This is a genomic window from Streptomyces sp. ISL-98, from assembly GCF_018614055.1.
Lineage (GTDB): Bacteria > Actinomycetota > Actinomycetes > Streptomycetales > Streptomycetaceae > Streptomyces > Streptomyces spiramyceticus.
The window spans coordinates 142,678-160,945 of the sequence record NZ_JAGGPB010000025.1 but is presented as its reverse complement, the minus strand read 5'-3'; the positions used below and the strand labels follow the sequence as shown (position 1 = coordinate 160,945).

13 protein-coding genes are annotated in these 18,268 nt (G+C 69.2%); 5 read left to right on the top strand and 8 right to left on the bottom strand.

Annotated elements, in window-relative coordinates:
- Window positions 1-22 precede the first annotated feature (22 nt).
- On the bottom strand, window positions 23-1,726 hold the full coding sequence (locus tag J7I98_RS18070; protein WP_214921746.1) for a lysyl oxidase family protein: 1,704 nt from the start codon (window positions 1,724-1,726) through the stop codon (window positions 23-25).
- Between the two features lie 284 nt (window positions 1,727-2,010).
- Here J7I98_RS18070 and J7I98_RS18065 point away from each other — a divergent pair, with 284 nt between their 5' ends.
- Together J7I98_RS18065 and J7I98_RS18060 are read left to right on the top strand one after the other, a co-directional pair.
- A complete protein-coding gene (locus J7I98_RS18065) occupies window positions 2,011-4,077 on the top strand; it encodes a SpoIIE family protein phosphatase (RefSeq protein WP_214921745.1) in 2,067 nt (688 codons plus the stop codon).
- 223 nt (window positions 4,078-4,300) lie between these two features.
- A complete protein-coding gene (locus tag J7I98_RS18060) occupies window positions 4,301-5,542 on the top strand; it encodes a PP2C family protein-serine/threonine phosphatase (RefSeq protein ID WP_214921744.1) in 1,242 nt (413 codons plus the stop codon).
- Window positions 5,543-5,579: 37 nt separating this feature from the next.
- Here the strand turns inward: J7I98_RS18060 and J7I98_RS18055 are convergent, their stop codons facing one another.
- Window positions 5,580-8,297 carry a SpoIIE family protein phosphatase/ATP-binding protein gene (locus tag J7I98_RS18055; RefSeq protein WP_214921743.1) on the bottom strand — a complete coding sequence of 906 codons (2,718 nt, stop codon included), beginning with the start codon at window positions 8,295-8,297 and terminating at the stop codon, window positions 5,580-5,582.
- A 612-nt stretch (window positions 8,298-8,909) separates the two neighbouring features.
- Between J7I98_RS18055 and J7I98_RS18050 the strand changes: the two genes are divergently transcribed.
- Both J7I98_RS18050 and J7I98_RS18045 read left to right on the top strand, forming a co-directional pair.
- Window positions 8,910-11,192 carry an MMPL family transporter gene (locus tag J7I98_RS18050; protein ID WP_214921742.1) on the top strand — a complete coding sequence of 761 codons (2,283 nt, stop codon included), beginning with the start codon at window positions 8,910-8,912 and terminating at the stop codon, window positions 11,190-11,192.
- Window positions 11,193-11,371: 179 nt separating this feature from the next.
- The gene (locus J7I98_RS18045; RefSeq protein WP_214921741.1) at window positions 11,372-11,575 is read left to right on the top strand and encodes a cold-shock protein; all 204 of its coding nucleotides are present in this window, start codon (window positions 11,372-11,374) and stop codon (window positions 11,573-11,575) included.
- 106 nt (window positions 11,576-11,681) lie between these two features.
- Here the strand turns inward: J7I98_RS18045 and J7I98_RS18040 are convergent, their stop codons facing one another.
- The 6 genes from J7I98_RS18040 to J7I98_RS18015 all read right to left on the bottom strand — a co-directional run bounded on the left by J7I98_RS18040 (window position 11,682) and on the right by J7I98_RS18015 (window position 17,718).
- Window positions 11,682-12,590, bottom strand: a complete 909-nt coding sequence (locus tag J7I98_RS18040; RefSeq protein ID WP_214921740.1) for a hypothetical protein — start codon at window positions 12,588-12,590, stop codon at window positions 11,682-11,684.
- A gap of 214 nt (window positions 12,591-12,804) precedes the next feature.
- Window positions 12,805-13,278 (bottom strand): RICIN domain-containing protein, encoded by a 474-nt coding sequence (locus tag J7I98_RS18035; protein ID WP_214921739.1) that lies wholly within the window; start codon window positions 13,276-13,278, stop codon window positions 12,805-12,807.
- Between the two features lie 304 nt (window positions 13,279-13,582).
- Window positions 13,583-14,395 (bottom strand): SDR family NAD(P)-dependent oxidoreductase, encoded by an 813-nt coding sequence (locus J7I98_RS18030; RefSeq protein ID WP_214921738.1) that lies wholly within the window; start codon window positions 14,393-14,395, stop codon window positions 13,583-13,585.
- A 233-nt stretch (window positions 14,396-14,628) separates the two neighbouring features.
- Entirely contained in the window at window positions 14,629-15,831 is a 1,203-nt protein-coding gene (locus J7I98_RS18025) for a serine hydrolase (RefSeq protein ID WP_214921737.1), read from the bottom strand.
- 121 nt (window positions 15,832-15,952) lie between these two features.
- Window positions 15,953-16,717 (bottom strand): DJ-1/PfpI family protein, encoded by a 765-nt coding sequence (locus J7I98_RS18020; protein WP_214921736.1) that lies wholly within the window; start codon window positions 16,715-16,717, stop codon window positions 15,953-15,955.
- Complete coding sequence (locus tag J7I98_RS18015) at window positions 16,714-17,718, bottom strand: GlxA family transcriptional regulator (RefSeq protein ID WP_214921735.1); 1,005 nt, start codon at window positions 17,716-17,718, stop codon at window positions 16,714-16,716. Before J7I98_RS18015 ends, J7I98_RS18020 begins: the two co-directional genes overlap by 4 nt.
- Window positions 17,719-17,887: 169 nt before the next feature.
- On the opposite strand from J7I98_RS18015, the gene J7I98_RS18010 reads away from it, so the two are divergent.
- Window positions 17,888-18,265 (top strand): hypothetical protein, encoded by a 378-nt coding sequence (locus J7I98_RS18010; RefSeq protein ID WP_214921734.1) that lies wholly within the window; start codon window positions 17,888-17,890, stop codon window positions 18,263-18,265.
- Window positions 18,266-18,268 lie beyond the last annotated feature (3 nt).

Genomic DNA, 18,268 nt, shown 5'->3' with positions numbered 1-18,268 from the left:
AGGCCGCTGGGAAGAGCGGACGTCAGTTGGCGTTCACCAGATCATGAGCGGGCACGGTCACCGTACGAGCACCCGGCCGGCCGCCCAGGACGACCTTGCGCAGCGCGCTGTTGTTCTTGAGGTTGGTCTCCTTGAGCCGCTTCTCGGGGTTGGCCAGCACCTGGATGTAGTAGGTGCCGTTCGGCACATTGGTGATGTCGAAGGACTGGCCGGGAAGGTCCTGGGTGTACGTGTCGCCGGAACCGACGTCGAGCACCTCACGGACAGAGATCGAGCTCTCCTGGCCGCACGCGGTGGACAGGTCGGTGTTGCCCGGGTGCCAGTTGGCGTTCTTCACCGTGTAGTCGACGGCATCGGTGTTGGCCAGGCAGAAAGCCTCCTTGCCACTGCGCACCGACTCTTTCTGGTCGGCCTTGAGCAGCCGGTAGCTGGCGAAGTCGGTGAAGTGCCAGTGCTCGTGGCCCGGGCGCGGGTCCCACTCCATGGTGCCGGTCGGTGTGTAGCCGACCTGCTTGCCATTGGCGTCGTAGAAGTACTGGTAGGCGTCCATCAGCTTCTTGCCCGGAGCGCGGAAGCCGTCGACCACCAGCTGCGCGGGACCCGCGTTCCACACATTGGCGCTGAAGGCCAGGTAGTCCTTGCCCGGAGTGTCGTTGTCTCCGCTGCCGATGGTGATGCCGTACGCGGGCAGCGAACGGAGGTCGGGCTTGGGCACATCGGGCACCGTCGGCGAGCCGGTCGGCCGCTTCGCGTTGGGCTTCACCGCCGGCGCCTTCCGCGAACCGTCCGTCTGCCCGGCCCCGTCACCGACCTTCGCCGCCCTGAGGCCCGCCTTCTTGAGCGCCCACGGCAGGGCCGGCGGTGCGGGGGTGTGGGGCCCGTGGCCCACGTTGTACGACGGTCCCGCCCCGCTCGTCGCAGGTGCGGGCGCGGGTGCGCGCATCGCGCCGTGACCGGAGTGCCCGGCCGAGTGTGATCCGTGCTTCATGGCGGCCGACCCGCCCGCGCCGCCCTCCTGGCTGCGCTCGCGTACGGTCACCTTGATCGTCTGAGGCTTGTTCTCCATGCCGAACAGATCGCGGTAGCGTTTGTTCACGGACACCTTGGCGGTGTACTTCCCGGCAGGCAGGGCGATCGGGTCGGAGTTGTAGCCCGCGTACGTGTTGGATGCCCAGCCGTTCTCGACACCCCACACGGAACCGAGCGTGAACGGGTTCTCGGGACAGCTCTCGGGGTACTTCGACTTGGCCGGGGCATCGGGGCGTATCCGACCGGAGGCGTTGTTCGGACAGAATGCCTCGGACTTGTTCACCACAGTCCTGCCGGCCGCGTTGGTGACCTTGACCTGGGCGAAGTCCGGCAGCCCCGAGAAGTCCTTCACCAGGCCCTCGGGAAGGGTTTTGGTCCGGACCGTCGTCCCCTCACGAATGATCTGCTGGGCGACGACCGGGTCCTTGTAGGACTTACGGGTCACCTTGAGCTCGAGGGGCCCGCCGTCGGCGGTGACGTACGTACCGAGGTCCAGGTAGACGCCCGGGAACTCCTTCCAGGAGTCGAGGGTCACCGAGGTCGAGGCGGCGATCAGGCTGAGCTTCGGCGTGGGCCGATCCTGAGCCTGTGCCTTGTCGGCGTCGGGCGCGGCGGCGACGACGCCGGCGGTCACGGCGACCGCCACAGCGGCAGCGAGCGCCGGACGCCATGGACGGACTGGGTGGGATCTGGTCATCGTTCCTCGTTTTCTGCGTTTCCGCGTTTCCGCGTGCAGGCTGGTCTGCTGTTCCCCTGCCTGTCAGAGATGGCGGACGTCACCATGGGTTGTCTGCGGGCTCGTGAGTCACGCATGGTTGGCCGAAAACAGGTCGTGGATTCCGGTTCAGGCCGACGTGGCGCTGTTTCCGCCCCGCAGCTCCTCGGCTGTGGTAAAGCGCGGCGGGCGAATCTCTCAGCGACCAGATCTGCCGAAATGTCCGCATAATGAAGTAGAGAGTGGCAGCCGGAAGGGGACGTCTCGTGCCATCGGATCGGCCGGGGGACCAGAAGCCTCATGGTCCGTTCTGGTCCGAGCCAGGGACGCTGCTCCAGCACGTGGCCGTCGCCGTCTTCGGCATCGACGACGACGATCTTGTCTGTTACTGGGGGCCCGGCGCGCGGGACCTCTTCGGGTACGACTCCTCCGCGGTCCTGTCCCAGCCCGGCGCCGTACTCTTCCCCGACGCGTCCGGCGGCACCTCCGCATCGTGCGCCCGGATGCTGGAACGAGGCCGCACCCTGGGGTACTGGCGCGGCCGCCTGGCGGCACGGCATCGCGACGGCACGGTCTTCGACTGCGGCTTCCGGGTCTTTCCCGTCTCCGGCGCGCAGGGGCGCTCGGTCGTCATGGGCCTGGCGAGCCGCAGCGAGGAGCTCGACCGGGTCAAGACGAACCTCGCCTTCCTCGACGCCCTCTTCGAGACCTGCCCCATCGGCCTGGTCATGCTCGACCCCGACCTCCGGTACGTCCACCTCAACCAGGCGCTCGCCGACATGGACGGGCTCCCGATCGAGGCGCACCTCGGGAGGCACATGGACGAGATCATGGTCATGTCCGACGGCGGCGAGTACGAGCGCGTGCTCCGCGCCGTTGCCGCGGGCGGCCGGCCCGTCGTGGGGATGCTGGTGGGCATGCGTACACGGGGCCGTCCGGACCGGGACCAGGTGCGGTCGGTGAGCTTCTTCCCCCTGAGCCAGGCGGCCGGCTCGCGGCCCGGAGTGGGCGGGCTGATGGTGGACGTGACCGACAGGGAACAGGCCATCCTGGAAGCGACCGCCGGCCGTCAGCGGCTGGCTCTGCTGGACCGTGCCGCCGCCCGGATCGGCACCACCCTGGATGTGAACCTCACGGCCCAGGAGCTGGTCGAAACGGTAGTCCCGGGCTTCTGCGACGGCTCGGTCGTAGAGGTCGTGGAGTGGGCGGACGAGACCGAGCTGTTCGACCCCGAGCTGCCACTGGTCACCCGCCGGATTGCCTCCGGGACCGTCCTGCCGCCTCCCGCCACCGAACTCGTGAGCGGGGCGGAGACCGTGACGTACCCGCCCGGATCGGTCATCCACGAAATGCTGAGAACCGGACGCCCCATCTCCGCCGAAGTGAAGGAGTTCCTGGCCCGGACCGTCTCCAATGAGGCTCGCGCGAGGCTGCTGGCCGAGAGCGGCTTGACGTGCATCCTCGTCGCCCCGCTCGTCGCCAGGGGCACCGTCCAGGGAATCGCCATGTTCGGCCGGTCCGCGGCCCGGCCGCCCTACACCCAGGACGATCTCAGCCTCGCCGGCGAGCTCGCCTCACGCGCCGCGATCTGCCTGGACAACGCGCGTCTGTACAGCCGCGTACAGGACATCGCGCTCACACTCCAGCGCGCGCTGCTGCCCAGCGCACTGGCCACCAGCCCATACGTGCACATGGCCCACCGGTACGTGCCCGGCAGCCGCATCACCGAAGTCGGCGGCGACTGGTACGACGTCATCAACCTGCCCGACGACCGGGTCGTCCTCGTGGTGGGCGACGTCATGGGACACGGTGTGCCGGCCGCCGCCGCCATGGGTCGGCTCCGCATCACCACCAAGGCCCTGGCCAGGCACGACCGCGAACCGGACGACCTCCTCGCCGAGCTCGACGCGTGCGCCCAGGACGCAGGCATCGAGCTGGCGACATGCCTCTACATCGTCTACGACCCGAAGACCGGCCGAGCCCGCATCGCCAGCGCCGGCCACCCCCCGCCCCTGGTGCTCCACCCGGACGGCAGAGTCGAGACCATCGACGACGTCCTGGGAGTCCCTCTGGGCGTCGGCGGCTTCCCCTTCAGGACGACCGAGATCGAACTCCCCGAAAACGCCACCCTCGCCCTGTACACCGACGGCCTCATCGAGGCACGCGGCCGGGACATCGAGGCCGGTCTGAGCGCGCTGCGCACCGAACTGGCCCGGGAGCCGGGGTCGTTGGAAGCGACAGCGGACCGCATCCTCAAGAACCTCCTGCCCGACCCCCCGACCGACGACACGGTCCTGGTCCTGGCCCGCGTCCACCGGCACACAACTCCCTGAGCAGTCCGGGCCGCCGACCCCGTGGTGGAGCGCCGCCCGAGGCGTGCCACCGCCTGGTGATCGCACGGTGGCCCCCTGCACAGCAGGTCAGCCGTGGGACCGAACCGGTTCCTGCTCGTCAGGCGCTCGGTGCGTCGTGGTGACCGGTCCGGTGGCTGTTGATATGGCTGGTCGAACGCCCGACTGCAGGCGGGGGTGTGTGCGACCGCGGAGGTGGCGTTCGATGAGCGGGGACGGTGAGTCTGCCGACGAGGCGCGCGCTCCGGTCGCCCGCCTCGAGGACCGGCTCGCGCTGATGGAGCATGCTGTCGAGGCGATCGGCACCACCCTTCACGACCAGACCACTTGCGCGGAACTGGCCGCATTCCTGTGCCGGTACCTGTGCGACGCCGCGGCGGTGGACCTGCTGCCGCAAGACGCCCGCTCCGAGCGGCCTGCCTCTGACCGATCACTCTCGCGCGTCGCGACGGCCGGGCGGAGCGGCCTGCTGGAGGCCCGCACTCCTCAGGGCGACATGCTGGTCCGGGCGATGGATGAAGGCCAGCCGATCACCGCCTCGACCACTGCGCCGGCGGGCGTACCCCTGACAGCCGTATCGGTGCCGCTCCTCGCACACGGCCGTCTGCACGGGGTGGTACTGGCCATCCGTGCCGACGCCGCTTTCACCGACCAGGAGATGGCCACCATGCACTACGCGGCACGCCTGGCGGCCGTACACCTCGAACACGCCCACCGCTACGCCGAGGCCCGGAGCACGGCGCTGAACCTCCAGCGGGCTCTGCTGGCCGAGCCGGCCCGTCCCCACCCCAACCTTGATCTCGCAACCCGCTACCTCCCGGCCGGCGGCAGCTCCCTCGTGGGCGGGGACTGGTTCGAGACGGTACGCCTGCACTACGGCCGCACCCTGCTCGTCATGGGCGACGTCATGGGCCACGGCCTGGACGCGGCAGTCGACATGAACGCATACCGTTCCATGCTCCGGTACGTCGCCTCCACCGATCTGCCACCCCACCGCGTGCTGCGCCAGTTGGACGCCGCCGTCGCAGAGGACGGCACCCGCCGCCCCGCCACCTGTCTGCTCGTCCGCGTCGATCCGGCGCGCGGCAACGCCGCACTCGCCAGTGCCGGGCACCTGCCCCCGGCCGTGTTCACCACCGAGGGCACCGGCAGCCTGCTCGACCTGCCTGTCGGCCCCCCGCTGGGCACAGGCCTGGGCGGCTACGAGATGGCCACCCGGGCCCTTACCCCCGCCGAAACCCTGCTGATGTTCACCGACGGCCTGGTGGAGCGCCGCCACGAGGACATCGACGTCTCACTGCACCGGCTGGCCGCCCTGCGCCTGTCACCCGGAGCCGGCATCCAGGAACTGCTCGACCAAGTACTGGACCGGCTGGACGCCCAGCACGCCGAGGACGATGTGGCGGTTCTCGCCGCCAGCATCCGCCACCGCCCGGCCGACACCTGACGTTGCATTCGGTCCGTCGAGCCCTGCGGATCGCCACTCACAGCCCGTACGCACGCGCGATGTCCGGCGGTTGGCCGCCCCCCAGTGGCTGCTCCGTCCAGATGACCTTGCCGTCCGCGGTGTACCGGGTCCCCCAGCGGTCGGCGAACTGCGCGACGAGGAACAGCCCTCGGCCTCCCTCGTCGGTGGTCGCCGCCTGCCGCAGGTGCGGAGAGGTGCTGCTGCGGTCGGAGACCTCGCAGATCAGTGTGCGGTCACGGATCAGCCGTACGCGGATCGGCCCTGTGGCGTAGCGGATGGCGTTGGTGACCAGTTCGCTGAGGATCAGCTCGGTGGTGAACGTCTCCTCCTCCAGGCCCCATTCGGCCAGCTTGCGGGTGACCGCGGCCCGTACCTTGGACACGGACGAAGGGTCGGGCGGCACGTCCCAGTCGGCTACCTGGCCGGCGTCGAGCAAGCGGGTTCGGCTGACGAGCAGTGCGATGTCGTCGCGCTGGCGCTCGGGCAGCAGCGCGCCGAGCACTGCCTCGCAGGTTTCCTCCGGTGTCCGGTCGGCGTTGTCGTCGAGCGTACGGCGCAGGAGCGCCAGCCCTTCGTCGATGTCCCGGTCCCGGTCCTCGACCAGCCCGTCCGTGTACAGGACCAGGCGGCTGTCCTCGGGCAGATGCAGGTCCAGCGTCTCGAAGGGCAGGCCGCCGAGCCCGAGCGGAGGGCCGCCGGGCACATCGGCGAAGACCGTCGTGCCGTCCGGCCGGACGATCGCGGGCTGGAGGTGGCCGGCCCGCGCCATGGTGCAGTGCCCGGTTACAGGATCGTAGATCGCGTAGAGGCAGGTGGCTCCGGTGACACCCGCGTCCGCATCGTCGCTGCCCTCGTCCTGGTCGATGCGGACGACCAGCTCGTCGAGGTGCCACAGCAGTTCGTCGGGCGGCAGGTCCAGGGTGGAGAAGTTGTGGACCGCGGTACGCAGCCGGCCCATCGTGGCGGCGGCATGGAGCCCGTGGCCCACGACGTCGCCCACGACGAGTGCCACGCGGGCGCCGGGCAGCGGGATGATGTCGAACCAGTCCCCGCCGACACCACCGAGCCCGCCGAGGCCGGCCTGCGCGGGCAGGTACCGGTAGGCGACGTCGATGGCGTTCTGCTCCGGCAGGCCGCGCGGCAGCAGGCTGCGCTGCAGTGTCACTGCCATGGTGTGCTCGCGCGTGTAGCGTCGGGCGTTGTCGATGCTCACCCCGGCGCGCGCGACGAGCTCCTCGGCGACGGAGAGATCCTCCTCCTCGAACGGCTCGGGTTTCGCCGAGCGCCAGAACATGGCCAGGCCCAGGACGACACCGCGGGCGCGCAGCGGAACCGCGATCATCGAGTGGATGCCGTACTCGACGAGCTGCGCCGCCCGCTCCGGATCCTGTTCCTGCCAGCCGGAGAAGGCGGTCAGATCCGCCTCCAGGACCGCCTCACCCTTTGCGAGGCCGGAACCCAGCGGCGTGGACGGCACGAAGCGGATCAGCTCACCGAGCGGGTAGAGCGCGGTGTCCTCGCGGACGCCGCTGAAAGCTGTACGGCGCATGTCCGTGCCCGCACCGGCGCCCGTGGCCGCCGGCTCCTCGCCGCGCAGTACGGCCTCCACCAGATCGACGGTGGCGTAGTCGGCGAAACGGGTCGCTCCGAACTCCGCCAGCTCCTCGCACGTCCGCACCACATCGAGGGTGGTGCCGATCTCCATGCCGGCGTCGTACAGCAGCTTCAGGCGCCCCCGCGCCACGTCCGCCCGGCCGGTGAGTGCCTGAAGCTCGGTGGTGTCCCGCAGGGTCGTGACGCTTCCGGGCGGCCCGCCGTGCTGGTCCGTGGTCCGCTGATTGACGGCGAGCAGGCGGTCTCCGACCGGATGGACCTCGTCGGTCGCGATCCTTCCGGAGGCCAGCAGCCGGGCGGTCTCCGGGTCGAGCCCCAGATCGGCGACGGGGGCCCCTTCGACCTCGGCCGGGAGGTCGAGCAGTCGGCGTGCCTCGTCGTTGGCGAGCAACAGCCGCCCGTCGCCGCCGACGATGAGAACACCCTCCCGTACGGCATGCAGGACCGCGTCGTGGTGCTCGTACATCCGCGTCATCTCGGCGGGACCGAGGCCGCCGGTCTGGCGGCGCAACCGCCTGCTCACCAGGGCGGTCCCGCCCGTGGCGAGCAGCAGCACCCCTGCGGCGGAACCGAGCAGCAGGGGAATTTGCTCTTCGACGACGCCGCTGACCTTCTCGATGGTGATCCCGGCGGAGACCACACCGATGACCGCGCCGTCGCTGCCGGTGATGGGAACCTGGGCCTGCACGAGGGGCCCGATGGTCCCGGTGATCTTCTCGGTGACGACGGTGCCGGCCAGAGCCGGCTCCAGATTGCCGACGAACTTCTTGCCGATCCGGTCGGGCAAGGGGTGGGTGTAGCGGATCCCGTCCGGGTTCAGTACGACGATGAAGTCGACTCCGGAACGCTTACGGGCCTCCTCGGCGCGCGGCTGCAGCACCGCGGTCGGGTCGGGGCTCTGCAGCGCTTCTTCGATGCCGGGCGAATTCGCAAAGGTCTCGGCCACGGCGACCGACCGGTTGCGCGCCTCGCGTTCGCTGTCGCTCCGGGACTGCAGTACGAGCACCGCGATGGCGGCGGCGACGAGCAGGACCACGATCGCCACCTGCAGGAGAAAGACCTGGCCAGCGACAGTTCGCATCCTCAGAACCGAGCGCGGGCGGCGGTTGCGTCCGGCCATGACCTCTTTCTACACCTCCCACATACGCTGGGCGAACCGCGCGCTGCGGGGCGCAGTGGCCGTCGGCGAGCCGCTCAGGATCACATTTAAGCCCGGCCGGGCGTGCGGGGGACAGATGTTTGCGGAACCTGATGCGCCACGGGGACACCAGTCACGCCTGCGGTGGGCTCGTGGGGCACGAGTGCCATCTGTTGCCTCGCTCTCTGGGGCGGACGCCGCGACCATGAACCGATCATCGTGCACGCGAGGACGGAGGGGAAGCGATACGGTGACGACGAGGTGACCTGACGTATCGTCAAATCAGCGCGCCGGCCATGGAGTCGACCTGGGCGCGGCAGCCATTCCTCCGGCATCACGCTTCGGCACGGTCAAGTTCCTCGGTGATCGCGAAGTGACCGCCCCGGTCGTGGTCGAGCAGCCCCGCGAACAGGCTGGGGGAGTGCCGCAGCCCTCGGCGGACCGCCCCTCGTGTTCACCCGTTCTCCCCGGTGGGCGTGCCGCGCGGGCCGACGCCGCTTTCAATGTCGTTGGTACGGTGCGTCGCTCCTGGGAGCCACGCGTGAGAGCACCCATGGACCGTGGCGGAACCGCCGGTGGTCGTCGGGAGAACGCATGCCATCGTCGCCACAGCCCGCAGCCGAGCGCGCCGCGGATCCACGCCCCAATGGCATGCTGCGGCGCATCGGCGAATGGTGCGCCCGCCACTTCGTGACCGTCATCGTCCTCTGGCTGGCCGCACTCGGGGGCTTCCAGGCGCTGGACCGAACGCACGGCGGCGACTACTCGGACGACTTCACCCTGCCCGGTTCCCAGTCGCAGGACGGTCTCGACGTCCTCAAGGCGCATGAACCCACCGCCGGCGGTTACAGCGCCCAGATCGTGCTGCACGATGTATCGAAGCCGCTCACCGACGTCAGCAGCCAGGTCGCGACCGTGGTGACGGACCTTCAGAAGCTGCCCCATGTGCTCAGCGCGCAGAACCCGCTCCCCGCCCCCGGTACGACGCCGCCCGCCGGGACCCAGAACGTCGGCCCGTACTCCACCGACGGCAAGACGGCGTACATCACCGTCCGGTTCGACGTACAGCCCTCCACGCTGGGGTCGTCCTACCTGGACGGGGTGGATACAGCGGTCCAACCGCTGCGCGCGGCCGATGTGGAGGTGGAGTACGGGGGCCCGCTCGGCGAACTGGCCCGTCCGAAGCCCGACGACCGGGCCAGCGAGGCCATCGGCTTCGGCGTGGCGATCCTGGTGCTCCTGCTCGGCTTCGGCAGCGTGGTGGCGGCGGGGCTGCCGCTGCTGACGGCGCTGATCGCCGTCATCTGCGGACTGGCTCTCCTGGGCCTGCTGGCCGCGGCGTTCACCTTCGCCACTGTCTCGCCGACGCTCGCCACGATGATCGGTCTCGGCGTCGGCATCGACTACGCGCTGTTCCTCATCACCCGGCACCGCCAGAACCTGATGAACGGACGAGATCCCGTGACCGCGGCCGGGATGGCGACGGCAACGAGTGGCCGGGCTGTGCTGGTCTCCGGCTGCACGGTCGTCATCGCCCTGTCGGGCCTGTGGGTTTCCGGGATCAGCTTCATCGGCAAACTCGGCCTGGCCGCCGCTGTCACCGTGGTCACGGCCGTGCTTGGTGCGCTCACTCTGGTACCGGCGATGATCGGGCTGGTCGGCCGACGGATCGACAGGTACTGCGTGCGCAAGCCCGTTGCCGAGACCGACGCCGAGCCCGGCGAGGAGGCCCACGGCACATGGCACCGTTATGCCCAGCGCGTGGAGCGCCGCCCTTGGTGGTTCATGGCATCCGGTGTCGTAGTCCTGGCCGTCCTCGCGATCCCCCTGCTGTCGATCCAGCTCGGGCACATCGGCGACGGGGCCGACCCCAAGTCCTTCACCGACCGGCGTGCCTTCGATCTGATGTCCTCGGCCTTCGGGCCTGGGTCGAACGGTCCTCTGACACTGGTCATCGACCAGACCGATGTCCCGCAGGCGGACCGTGCCTCGCTTGCCACCGCGGCGCAGAACGCCCTGAGCAAGGTGCCCGACGCCGCGACGATCACCCCGCTGAAGCCCACGTCGGACGGCGATGTACTGATCGGCACCGCGTATTCGGTCGCCGCTCCGCAGGACGAGAAGACGACCGACCTGGTCAATCGTCTCGTGGACGACGTACTGCCGCAGGCGGTATCCGGTACCGACGCCGATACCTATGTGACGGGCACGACCGCCGCCCAGGTGGATTTCCTGGACATCGTCTCCAGCCGGCTGCCGCTGATCATCGCGGTTGTCGTCGGCCTCGCCTTCATCGTCATCCTGGCCGTCTTCCGCGGAGTGCTCGTCGCGGTCAAGGCGGCCGTACTCAACGTGCTGTCGATCGCGGCCTCCTACGGGGTCGTGGTGGCGGTTTTCCAGTGGGGCTGGGGCGGTCCGGCGCTCGGCGTCTCGGGCGAGGTGCCGATCGAGAGCTATGTGCCGATGATGATGTTCGCCATCGTCTTCGGGCTCAGCATGGATTACGAGATCTTCCTGCTCTCCCGCGTGCACGAGGCGTGGCTGCGCACCGGGGACCCCCGGGCGAGCGTCGCGCACGCCCTGGAGATCACCGCGCGGGTCATCACGTGTGCGGCACTGATCATGGTCAGCGTTTTCGCGGCCTTCATCGTCAGCGACAACATTGTGGTGAAGATGCTCGGCCTGGGGCTGGCGGCGAGCGTCCTCGTCGATGCCACTATCGTGCGCCTGCTCCTGGTGCCCGCTGCGATGACCCTCCTGGGGAAGGCCGCCTGGTGGACACCGGGCTGGCTGGACCGGCTGCTGCCGCGTGTGGACACCGAGGGGGAGAGCGCCGCAGCGAGCGCCCCGGCGGACGGCCGGGGCCCCGCGACCTAGGCGTGGCGGAATCGCGGAGCTACTTCTGAAGAAGTCTGGAAAAGAGACCACAAACGCATATTTGGGGTGATTGGTCATATCCTGGAGGCCACGCACCGCTACGTCGGTGGTTCGAAGGCGTCGCGCTGACGTGCCGTTCTTGTTCGCCAGTGCCCGCGCTATTCATCAGGGAGAACGACATGGCCACGGGCACTGTGAAGTGGTTCAACGCGGAAAAGGGCTTCGGGTTCATCGAGCAGGACGGCGGCGGACCGGACGTATTCGTGCACTACTCGGCCATCGCCAGTAGCGGATACCGCGAGCTCAATGAGGGACAAAAGGTCCAGTTCGACGTCACACAAGGACCCAAGGGCCCGCAGGCAGAAAACGTCACGCCCGCCTGAAAACACCTTCAGCGCTCCGGCACCCGACGGTCCGGAGCGCACCTCGTCCGACGTCTGCGCCGCACTCTCGGCCGGTTTCACCGGCCGCGCGAGCGCATGCAGTCCCTTACGCGTCGTTGTCCGCCAGCTGCTCTGCGTACGCCGCTGTCTCCTGGGCGTGGCGGCGTGCGACGCGGGCTTCGGTGGCCGCTTCGCGGGCGCGGTCCCTTGCCTCGCGGGCACCGTCAAGGGCGGCCTTGCGGCGCTCCTTGGCCTCCTTGAGCTGCTCGGCCAGCGCCGCGACCTCCTCCTCCGCCTCTCGTAGCTGAGCCTCGGCGCGCTCTTTCTCCGTCTCCGCCTGCGTCAGTTCCTCCTCACGGGCCAGTGCCTGCTGGTCGGCTGTCTTCGCGTCCTGCCTGGCCTGGGCGAGCTTTGCGCGCTGCTCTTTGCGTGCTTGGTCCGTGACTTTGGGGGCGGTGGCGCGGGCACGCCGGTCGGTGGGTTGCGAGGGCGAGGGCGACGGGCGGGGAGCCTTGTGCGGCACGGAATCCGGGGTGGTGGCACTCGTGAATCCGACCGGTGGGCTGAGCGGTTTGATCAGCCTGCCCGCGGCCCATTCCTGCGCGGCTTCCGCGTCAGCCAGCACCGCGTGCAGTGTGGCCTCCACTTCGTGCTGGACGTCCTCGCTGACTGCCTGGCCGGCGTCTGCCGCCAGCTGGCGCGCCTGCCGGGCCAGGGTGGCGACCAGGGCGTGCTGCTGACGGCTGAGCTCGCGCAGCTGCTCGCCGTCGAGATCACGGTGGGCCTGGCGCATGCTTTCGCCGAGGCTGATCAGTGGCTGGACCTGGTCCGGTTGCCGGTGCACAAGCAGGTTGCTGGCCCAGGCCGAGAGCGTTGGGCGCCGCAGGGCCTGGATCTGTCCGGCCAGTTTGCGGTCACCTGCTTTGCGGGCCGCGACCACGCGCTCGTTCCTGGCTGCGGTGAAGTCGGCCGGCGGCAGCGCGTACAGCTCATCGGTGATGCTTTCCAGGTCCACGGTTCTCCCGATTTCGTGCGCTTCAGGCTGCCGACGCCGACTGTCAAAGCGGTGCGGGAGATCGCTTGTCTCATCGAAACCATATTCACCGACGGCTGCGGCGTCCCGGCCAACACACCATGCGCCGCCAAGCGCACGGCACGCGATGAGGCTGCAGCCCATGCGGCTGCAGCCTCATCACTACGAGCACCGTTGCGGTGCCAGGGGCGGGGGGCTATTGCGGCGTGAAGTGCCACTGCTGAGAAGCGGTTGCTGTCTCGCGGCTGGGCAGTTCACGCAGGGGTGCGACGTTGTCGTCGCCGTACGTGCCGGTTACGGCGACGCCCTCTTCCAAGTAGGGGCTGAGGACCCACCTGTCCGTGCCGCTGATGTAACTGAGCCTCCACCACTGGGCCTTCTTCGTCGTGCAGTTGCGCATGTATACGTAGGTGCCGGCGTCGCCGGTGGCCTCGGCGCAGGTGCCGGTCCTGGCGCTCTTCCAATGGAAGACCCGGTCCTCGCCCGTCACGGCCTCGAACTGGAACGCACGCGAGAAGGGGTGGTCGGCCCGGTAGTACACCTGCAGGTAGGTGCCGTTGTTGCCGACGGTGTCGTCGGGGATCAGGTAGTTGGTGTGCGCGTGATTGGTGATTACGACGGGTCCGGTCGGGACGGCCGGTGGGGCAGCATGAGCGGTACCCGAGAGCATGACGCTTACCAGAGCCGCCGCCAATGCACCGTGAGTGAGAGTCTTCCGCCAGGACGAAGTGGCCATGAGGTCTCCTTCCGTCTTAAAAGCGGGAGCTGAGCGCCCATCTGTTGAATCCCGGCACCTTCGCTCCATTGCTCACCCACCATCCCGTCCGTACCGGCATTGGGAATTGCCCTGAACGGGTGAGACCGGGGGCACTCGAAGTTATCGCGACACGGTGCGAGAAACGACACGCGCTGTCGTACGCCCGCGCGCGGCAGAGCGGTGCGAAATCCAACAGCATTCGTATGCAAATAACTCTTCAGCCGATGAGGGTGCGGGTCAGATTCATCAGGCGTTCACGGGCGTCGGTGTCATACGCCTGGTTGTGTGCTCGGGTGTCGGTGAACTGGTTGAAGTAGCGACCCGTGGTGGACTCGAGGTCCGGATCCATGAGCAGGCGTACGGTTGGCCGTACCCCCTCGTCGATGCTCGTGGCCGGAGTGAGGCCGTACTCGCGGACCCCGTTCGTGTCCATCAGGTGGGCCGGGTGAAGGGTGTTCACCGTGACGCCGGTGCCGTCCAGTTCGGCGGCCAGCTCGAAGGTCGCCATGATCATCGCTAGTTTGCTTCGGCAGTAGGCGCGCAGGCCCTCGTACTCCCGCTCCAGCATGACGTTGTCGAAGTCGATGGCTTCCTGGCCGATCGAGGCGACGTTGACGACGCGTGCGGGCGCCGACGCGGTGAGCGTCGGAAGGAGGTCTCGGGTGAGCACATACGGGGCAAGGTGGTTCACGGCGAACCGCAGTTCGTGCCCCTGGCGGCTCAGCTCCCGCCGAAGCGGCTCGGCGCCACCGCCCGCGACGGCGTTGTTGACGAGCGCGTCGAGCCGGGGTTCGGCCTCACGGATCCGGGCGGCCATCGCATGCACTTGGTCGAGGTCGGCCAGGTCGGCGAGGTAGGTGCGGACGGTGGCGCCGGGAGCGGCAGCCCGTACTTCCGCCGCGACGGAATCGAGACGGTCACGGTCGCGACCGTGCAACAGGACGGTGCCGCCACGTGCGGCGAGGTCGAGTGCGATGCCGCGCCCCAGGCCCTGCGTCGCACCGGTGATCAAGGTTGTGCGTTGGTTCATGCCGGCCATCCTGGTATACGGCGCGGCAGCACGGCAGGGTGCGCTGAGCCTGGTGTCACCACCACCAGGCACCGAACCGCACTCCGCGGCGGGGGGAGAGTGACGGATCGGAGCCGATGTGGGCTCGCAGCAAGTTCACCGCCAGGTCGTGGCCGTACGAAGTGGCCCAATCCTCGCGGGCTCGCCCGTCCGCCGCCTCGGCTGACTGCCTCCATTCTGTGGGGAACCGTCCGTCACCGGCTGCTGCCCTGGCGTGCGGAGCACAAGGCGTGGTCGACCAGGTCGGTGATGCCTCGTATCTGGCTGATGGCTGTGCCCTGGTCCCCCGGTCTGCTGTGTACGGAGACGGTTACGGTGGCCCGCCCGTCCGGCGTCGCGGCGGGCCACACCATGTACCCGAAACCGTTGCCGCTGTGTCCCCAGTACCCGCCGCCGCAGGACAGCGGCGTCCAGCTGAGGCCGAGACCGTTGCGCGTGCCCGCAGGAGCGCCGTGGTCATCGGGCACACTGACGGTCCGCTGCATCTCCGCGAGCTCGGCGGGGGCCAGCAACTTCCCTCGTACCAGCGCAGTGAAGAACCTGTCGGTGTCCGCCGTCGTGCTGATCAGCGCCCCGTCGGCATCCCCGTCGAAGGGCAGGTACGCGACTGTGGTGTCGGTCATCGTCCCGCCCGGCTCGAACTGTTGGTAATTGCGGGCGTGCGGGCGGGGCAGGAACGGCCAGTTGCCCGGTGCGAGCGTGTGCGTGAGCCGCAGCGGGCGCAGGATCCGGGCCTGGACCTCCTGCTCCCAGGAATGGCCCGTGACGGCCTTGATCACCATGCCGGCGAGGACGTAGTTGGTGTTGGAATACTCCCAGCGCGCACCGGGCTCGAAGGTGGGCGGGTGATTCATCGCGAAGGCGATCCGCTGCTCGGAGGTGTACGTCGTCCAGCGGTGCTTGCGGTATCCCCGGGCGCTGAGATCCGGGACGACGTCCTTGGTGTAGTCGGGTAACCCGCTGGTGTGTTGGAGAAGCTGGCGCAGTGTGATTCGGCGCCCGTCGTTTCCCTTGCCCCGGACCACCCCGGGCAGCCATGTGTCCACTGTGTCGCTGAGTGACAGCCGTCCCTCACCAACGAGCTGAAGCAGCACGGTGGCGACGAACGTTTTCGTGGTACTGCCGATCCTCACGTACCCGTCCTTCGGCACAGGCGACCCGGTGCTGAGATCACCGACCCCGCTGCGGACCGTACGCACGCCGTGAGGCGTTTCGAGCCTGACGGAGACGCCGGTGACCCCGGCGTCGCGCAGCGCATCGGCGTCCCGTTGCAGCCGGGAGGGCTGGGCGGCGGCCACCGATCCGGCCGCTGGGAGGAGGGCCGCGAGGAGCGCGACCGTGAGTGTGAGGAGACCGGTCGCTGCCCGGCGGGTGATCCGACGCTGCTTGATCGACATAGGTCAACCGTAGGAAGGGCACACCGGGCAGGCAATCGGGCTGACCGTAGGTTCCGGGGTTGGGTTAACCCCACCGCGTGTGCAGTTGGAGCGGGGCGCGAACCCTTCGTCCCGAGGCCCGTCAAACCTGGGATTCGGCCAGCAACCGCTGTGCCAGTTCCTTGAGTTGGGGGGCTGCGTCCGCTGCGTTGCCGGAGTTGAACGGGGGGTGCGGGTCGTATTCGATGGCCAGCTGGATTGCCTTCGCCGTGGTGTCCCCGGCGATCAGGGACGCCAGGTACAGGGCCATGTCCAGACCTGCCGAGACCCCCGCCGCCGTGATGATCTTCCCCGAACGCACGTAGCGCTGAGGCAGGTAGGTCACATCGAACTCGGACCGCAGATAGTCGGCGGAGGCCCAGTACGTCGTTGCCTGTCGCCCCTTCAGGAGGCCCGCCGCGGCGAGCACCAGCGTCCCGGTGCAGACGGAGGTCGTCCACCGGCTGTGCCGGTCGATTCGGCGGATCCAGCTCAGCAGCGCCTGGTTCTCCATCGCCCCGACCGTGCCGCGGTTGCCGGCGCCCGGCACGAGCAGGACGTCCAGGCGATTGACCTCGGCGATGGATCGCTCGGCCATTACGGCCACGTCGCCCGTGTCCGTTCGGACCGGTCCTCGCCGCTCGGCGATCATCGTCACGTTCGCACCCGGCAGCCGGGACAGCACCTCGGCGGGGCCGGTGGGGTCCAGCAGGCTGTAGCCGTCGTACAGCAGGATTCCGATGTCCAGCCCCGCGCCACCAGGCCGTTCGGCGTGTGCGACCCCGGCTTGGGAGACGCCTGCGGTGGCGAGCGCGGCAGTGGCCACGGTCCCGCGGAGGAGAGCCCTGCGTGTCGTCGAATTCGTCATGGCACAGGAGTCTTCTGTGCCGACGGTACGTGCGCTCGTGGCATGTCCGGCATCTTGCGAATCCTGTCTCCGCCGACCCCATAGTGATCCAGGAATGCCTGCCGCAGCGTCTGCGGCGACCCGAACCCGCAACGACGCGCGATCGCTGCCAGCGGCAGCCCGCTCGACCGCACCAGATGGGCTGCCGCTTCCGTACGGGCCGCCCGCACGGCCCGTGTCGGAGTCGTGCCGAGATGCGCGGTGAACAGGCGGGTCAGATGCCGGGGGCTCACCCCCGCCCGGGCCGCCAGCACCCCGGGCGTCAGGTCCTCGGCCAGGTGGCCGGCGATGTAGCCGGCGAGGTCCCGTACGAGCCGGTCCCCTGGCGGTGGGGCGGCCAGGAACATGCTGATCTGGGCCTGATCGGCGGGCCGGTGCAGGTAGGAGACCAGTTCGCGTGCGACGGCGCGGGCGAGGGTCGGCCCGTGGTCGTCCTCGATCAGAGACAGCGTCAGGTCGAGTGCGCTGGTGACCCCGGCGGAGGTGTAGACGTTGCCGTCGCGGATGTAGAGCGGCCCTACGTCAACGGCCACCGCGGGGTGGCGGGCGGCCAGTTGCTCGCCGTAACCCCAGTGTGTCGTCACCCGCCGGTGGTCCAGCAGCCCCGCGGCGGCGAGCACGTAGGTGCCGGTGCAGACGGAGGCGACGCGCCGACTGCGCTCGGCCAGCCGCCGGACCTGTGCCAGCAGCCGCCCGTCCGCCGCCGCGTCTTCGTACCCGGCTCCGCCGACGACGATCAACGTATCCAGCCGTCCGGTCACCGCCTCCAGCCCGCGCCCCGCCCCGAGCACGATCCCGGCCGAACTACGAGCGGCACGGCGGCCGAGGGTGCCGAGCTCGATGGTGTAGGGCGGGGTGGCGCCGTACCGGTTGGCGATGTCCAGTGCGCCGCTGGGGCAGGCGATGTCAAGTATCTGCGCGTCGTCGTAGGCCACGATGAGGATGCGCCGCTGGTTGTCCATGGGCCGATACCATCACGCACCGCAGAACTGCGATGCGGTGTGAGCATGCAACGCTGCTGGGGCGCTCACCTGAGCTGTGGGCCGTCGCGGGCCGGTCTCAGGACGCCCTCCTCCGGGGCGCTGCGTACCCTGGAAGCAGGACGCCCCGTACCGCCCGTGGAGGTACGCCATGACCCGCGGTCACCGCTTTCACGTCGATCAGCACGGGCATTCCGTCAGCGTCCAGCTCGGACGGCCCGCGGCCGGCATCGAGGTCCTGGTGGACGGCAAAGTGGTTGCCTACCGGCCGGGCCGCGCCAAAGGCGTCACGATCCTGGCCGCGGAGCTGCCCGAGGAGCCTCCCCGGCCTTTCCGCGTCCTCGTGGAAGACATGGGCGGCACGCCGTTCTGCGTCATGGACACGGCCGGATCGACCTTTCTCATGCCACAGGTGCCCTTGACGAGTCGGCACGAGTCGCCGCACCTCACGTCGTCGGATCCTGTACGCCGCCTGCGCAGGATCCTGCGGCGCATCCGAATCGCGCATCACGGCCCGCACGGTGCGTGAGAC

Bases quoted from the DNA above. Each gene is read 5' to 3' on its own strand.
- J7I98_RS18070 (WP_214921746.1), bottom strand. From the start codon at position 1,726: ATGACCAGATCCCACCCAGTCCGTCCATGGCGTCCGGCGCTCGCTGCC.
- J7I98_RS18060 (WP_214921744.1), top strand. From the start codon at position 4,301: ATGAGCGGGGACGGTGAGTCTGCCGACGAGGCGCGCGCTCCGGTCGCC.
- J7I98_RS18055 (WP_214921743.1), bottom strand. From the start codon at position 8,297: ATGGCCGGACGCAACCGCCGCCCGCGCTCGGTTCTGAGGATGCGAACT.
- J7I98_RS18050 (WP_214921742.1), top strand. From the start codon at position 8,910: ATGCCATCGTCGCCACAGCCCGCAGCCGAGCGCGCCGCGGATCCACGC.
- J7I98_RS18045 (WP_214921741.1), top strand. From the start codon at position 11,372: ATGGCCACGGGCACTGTGAAGTGGTTCAACGCGGAAAAGGGCTTCGGG.
- J7I98_RS18035 (WP_214921739.1), bottom strand. From the start codon at position 13,278: ATGCTCTCGGGTACCGCTCATGCTGCCCCACCGGCCGTCCCGACCGGA.
- J7I98_RS18030 (WP_214921738.1), bottom strand. From the start codon at position 14,395: ATGAACCAACGCACAACCTTGATCACCGGTGCGACGCAGGGCCTGGGG.
- J7I98_RS18025 (WP_214921737.1), bottom strand. From the start codon at position 15,831: ATGTCGATCAAGCAGCGTCGGATCACCCGCCGGGCAGCGACCGGTCTC.
- J7I98_RS18020 (WP_214921736.1), bottom strand. From the start codon at position 16,717: ATGACGAATTCGACGACACGCAGGGCTCTCCTCCGCGGGACCGTGGCC.
- J7I98_RS18015 (WP_214921735.1), bottom strand. From the start codon at position 17,718: ATGGACAACCAGCGGCGCATCCTCATCGTGGCCTACGACGACGCGCAG.
- J7I98_RS18010 (WP_214921734.1), top strand. From the start codon at position 17,888: ATGACCCGCGGTCACCGCTTTCACGTCGATCAGCACGGGCATTCCGTC.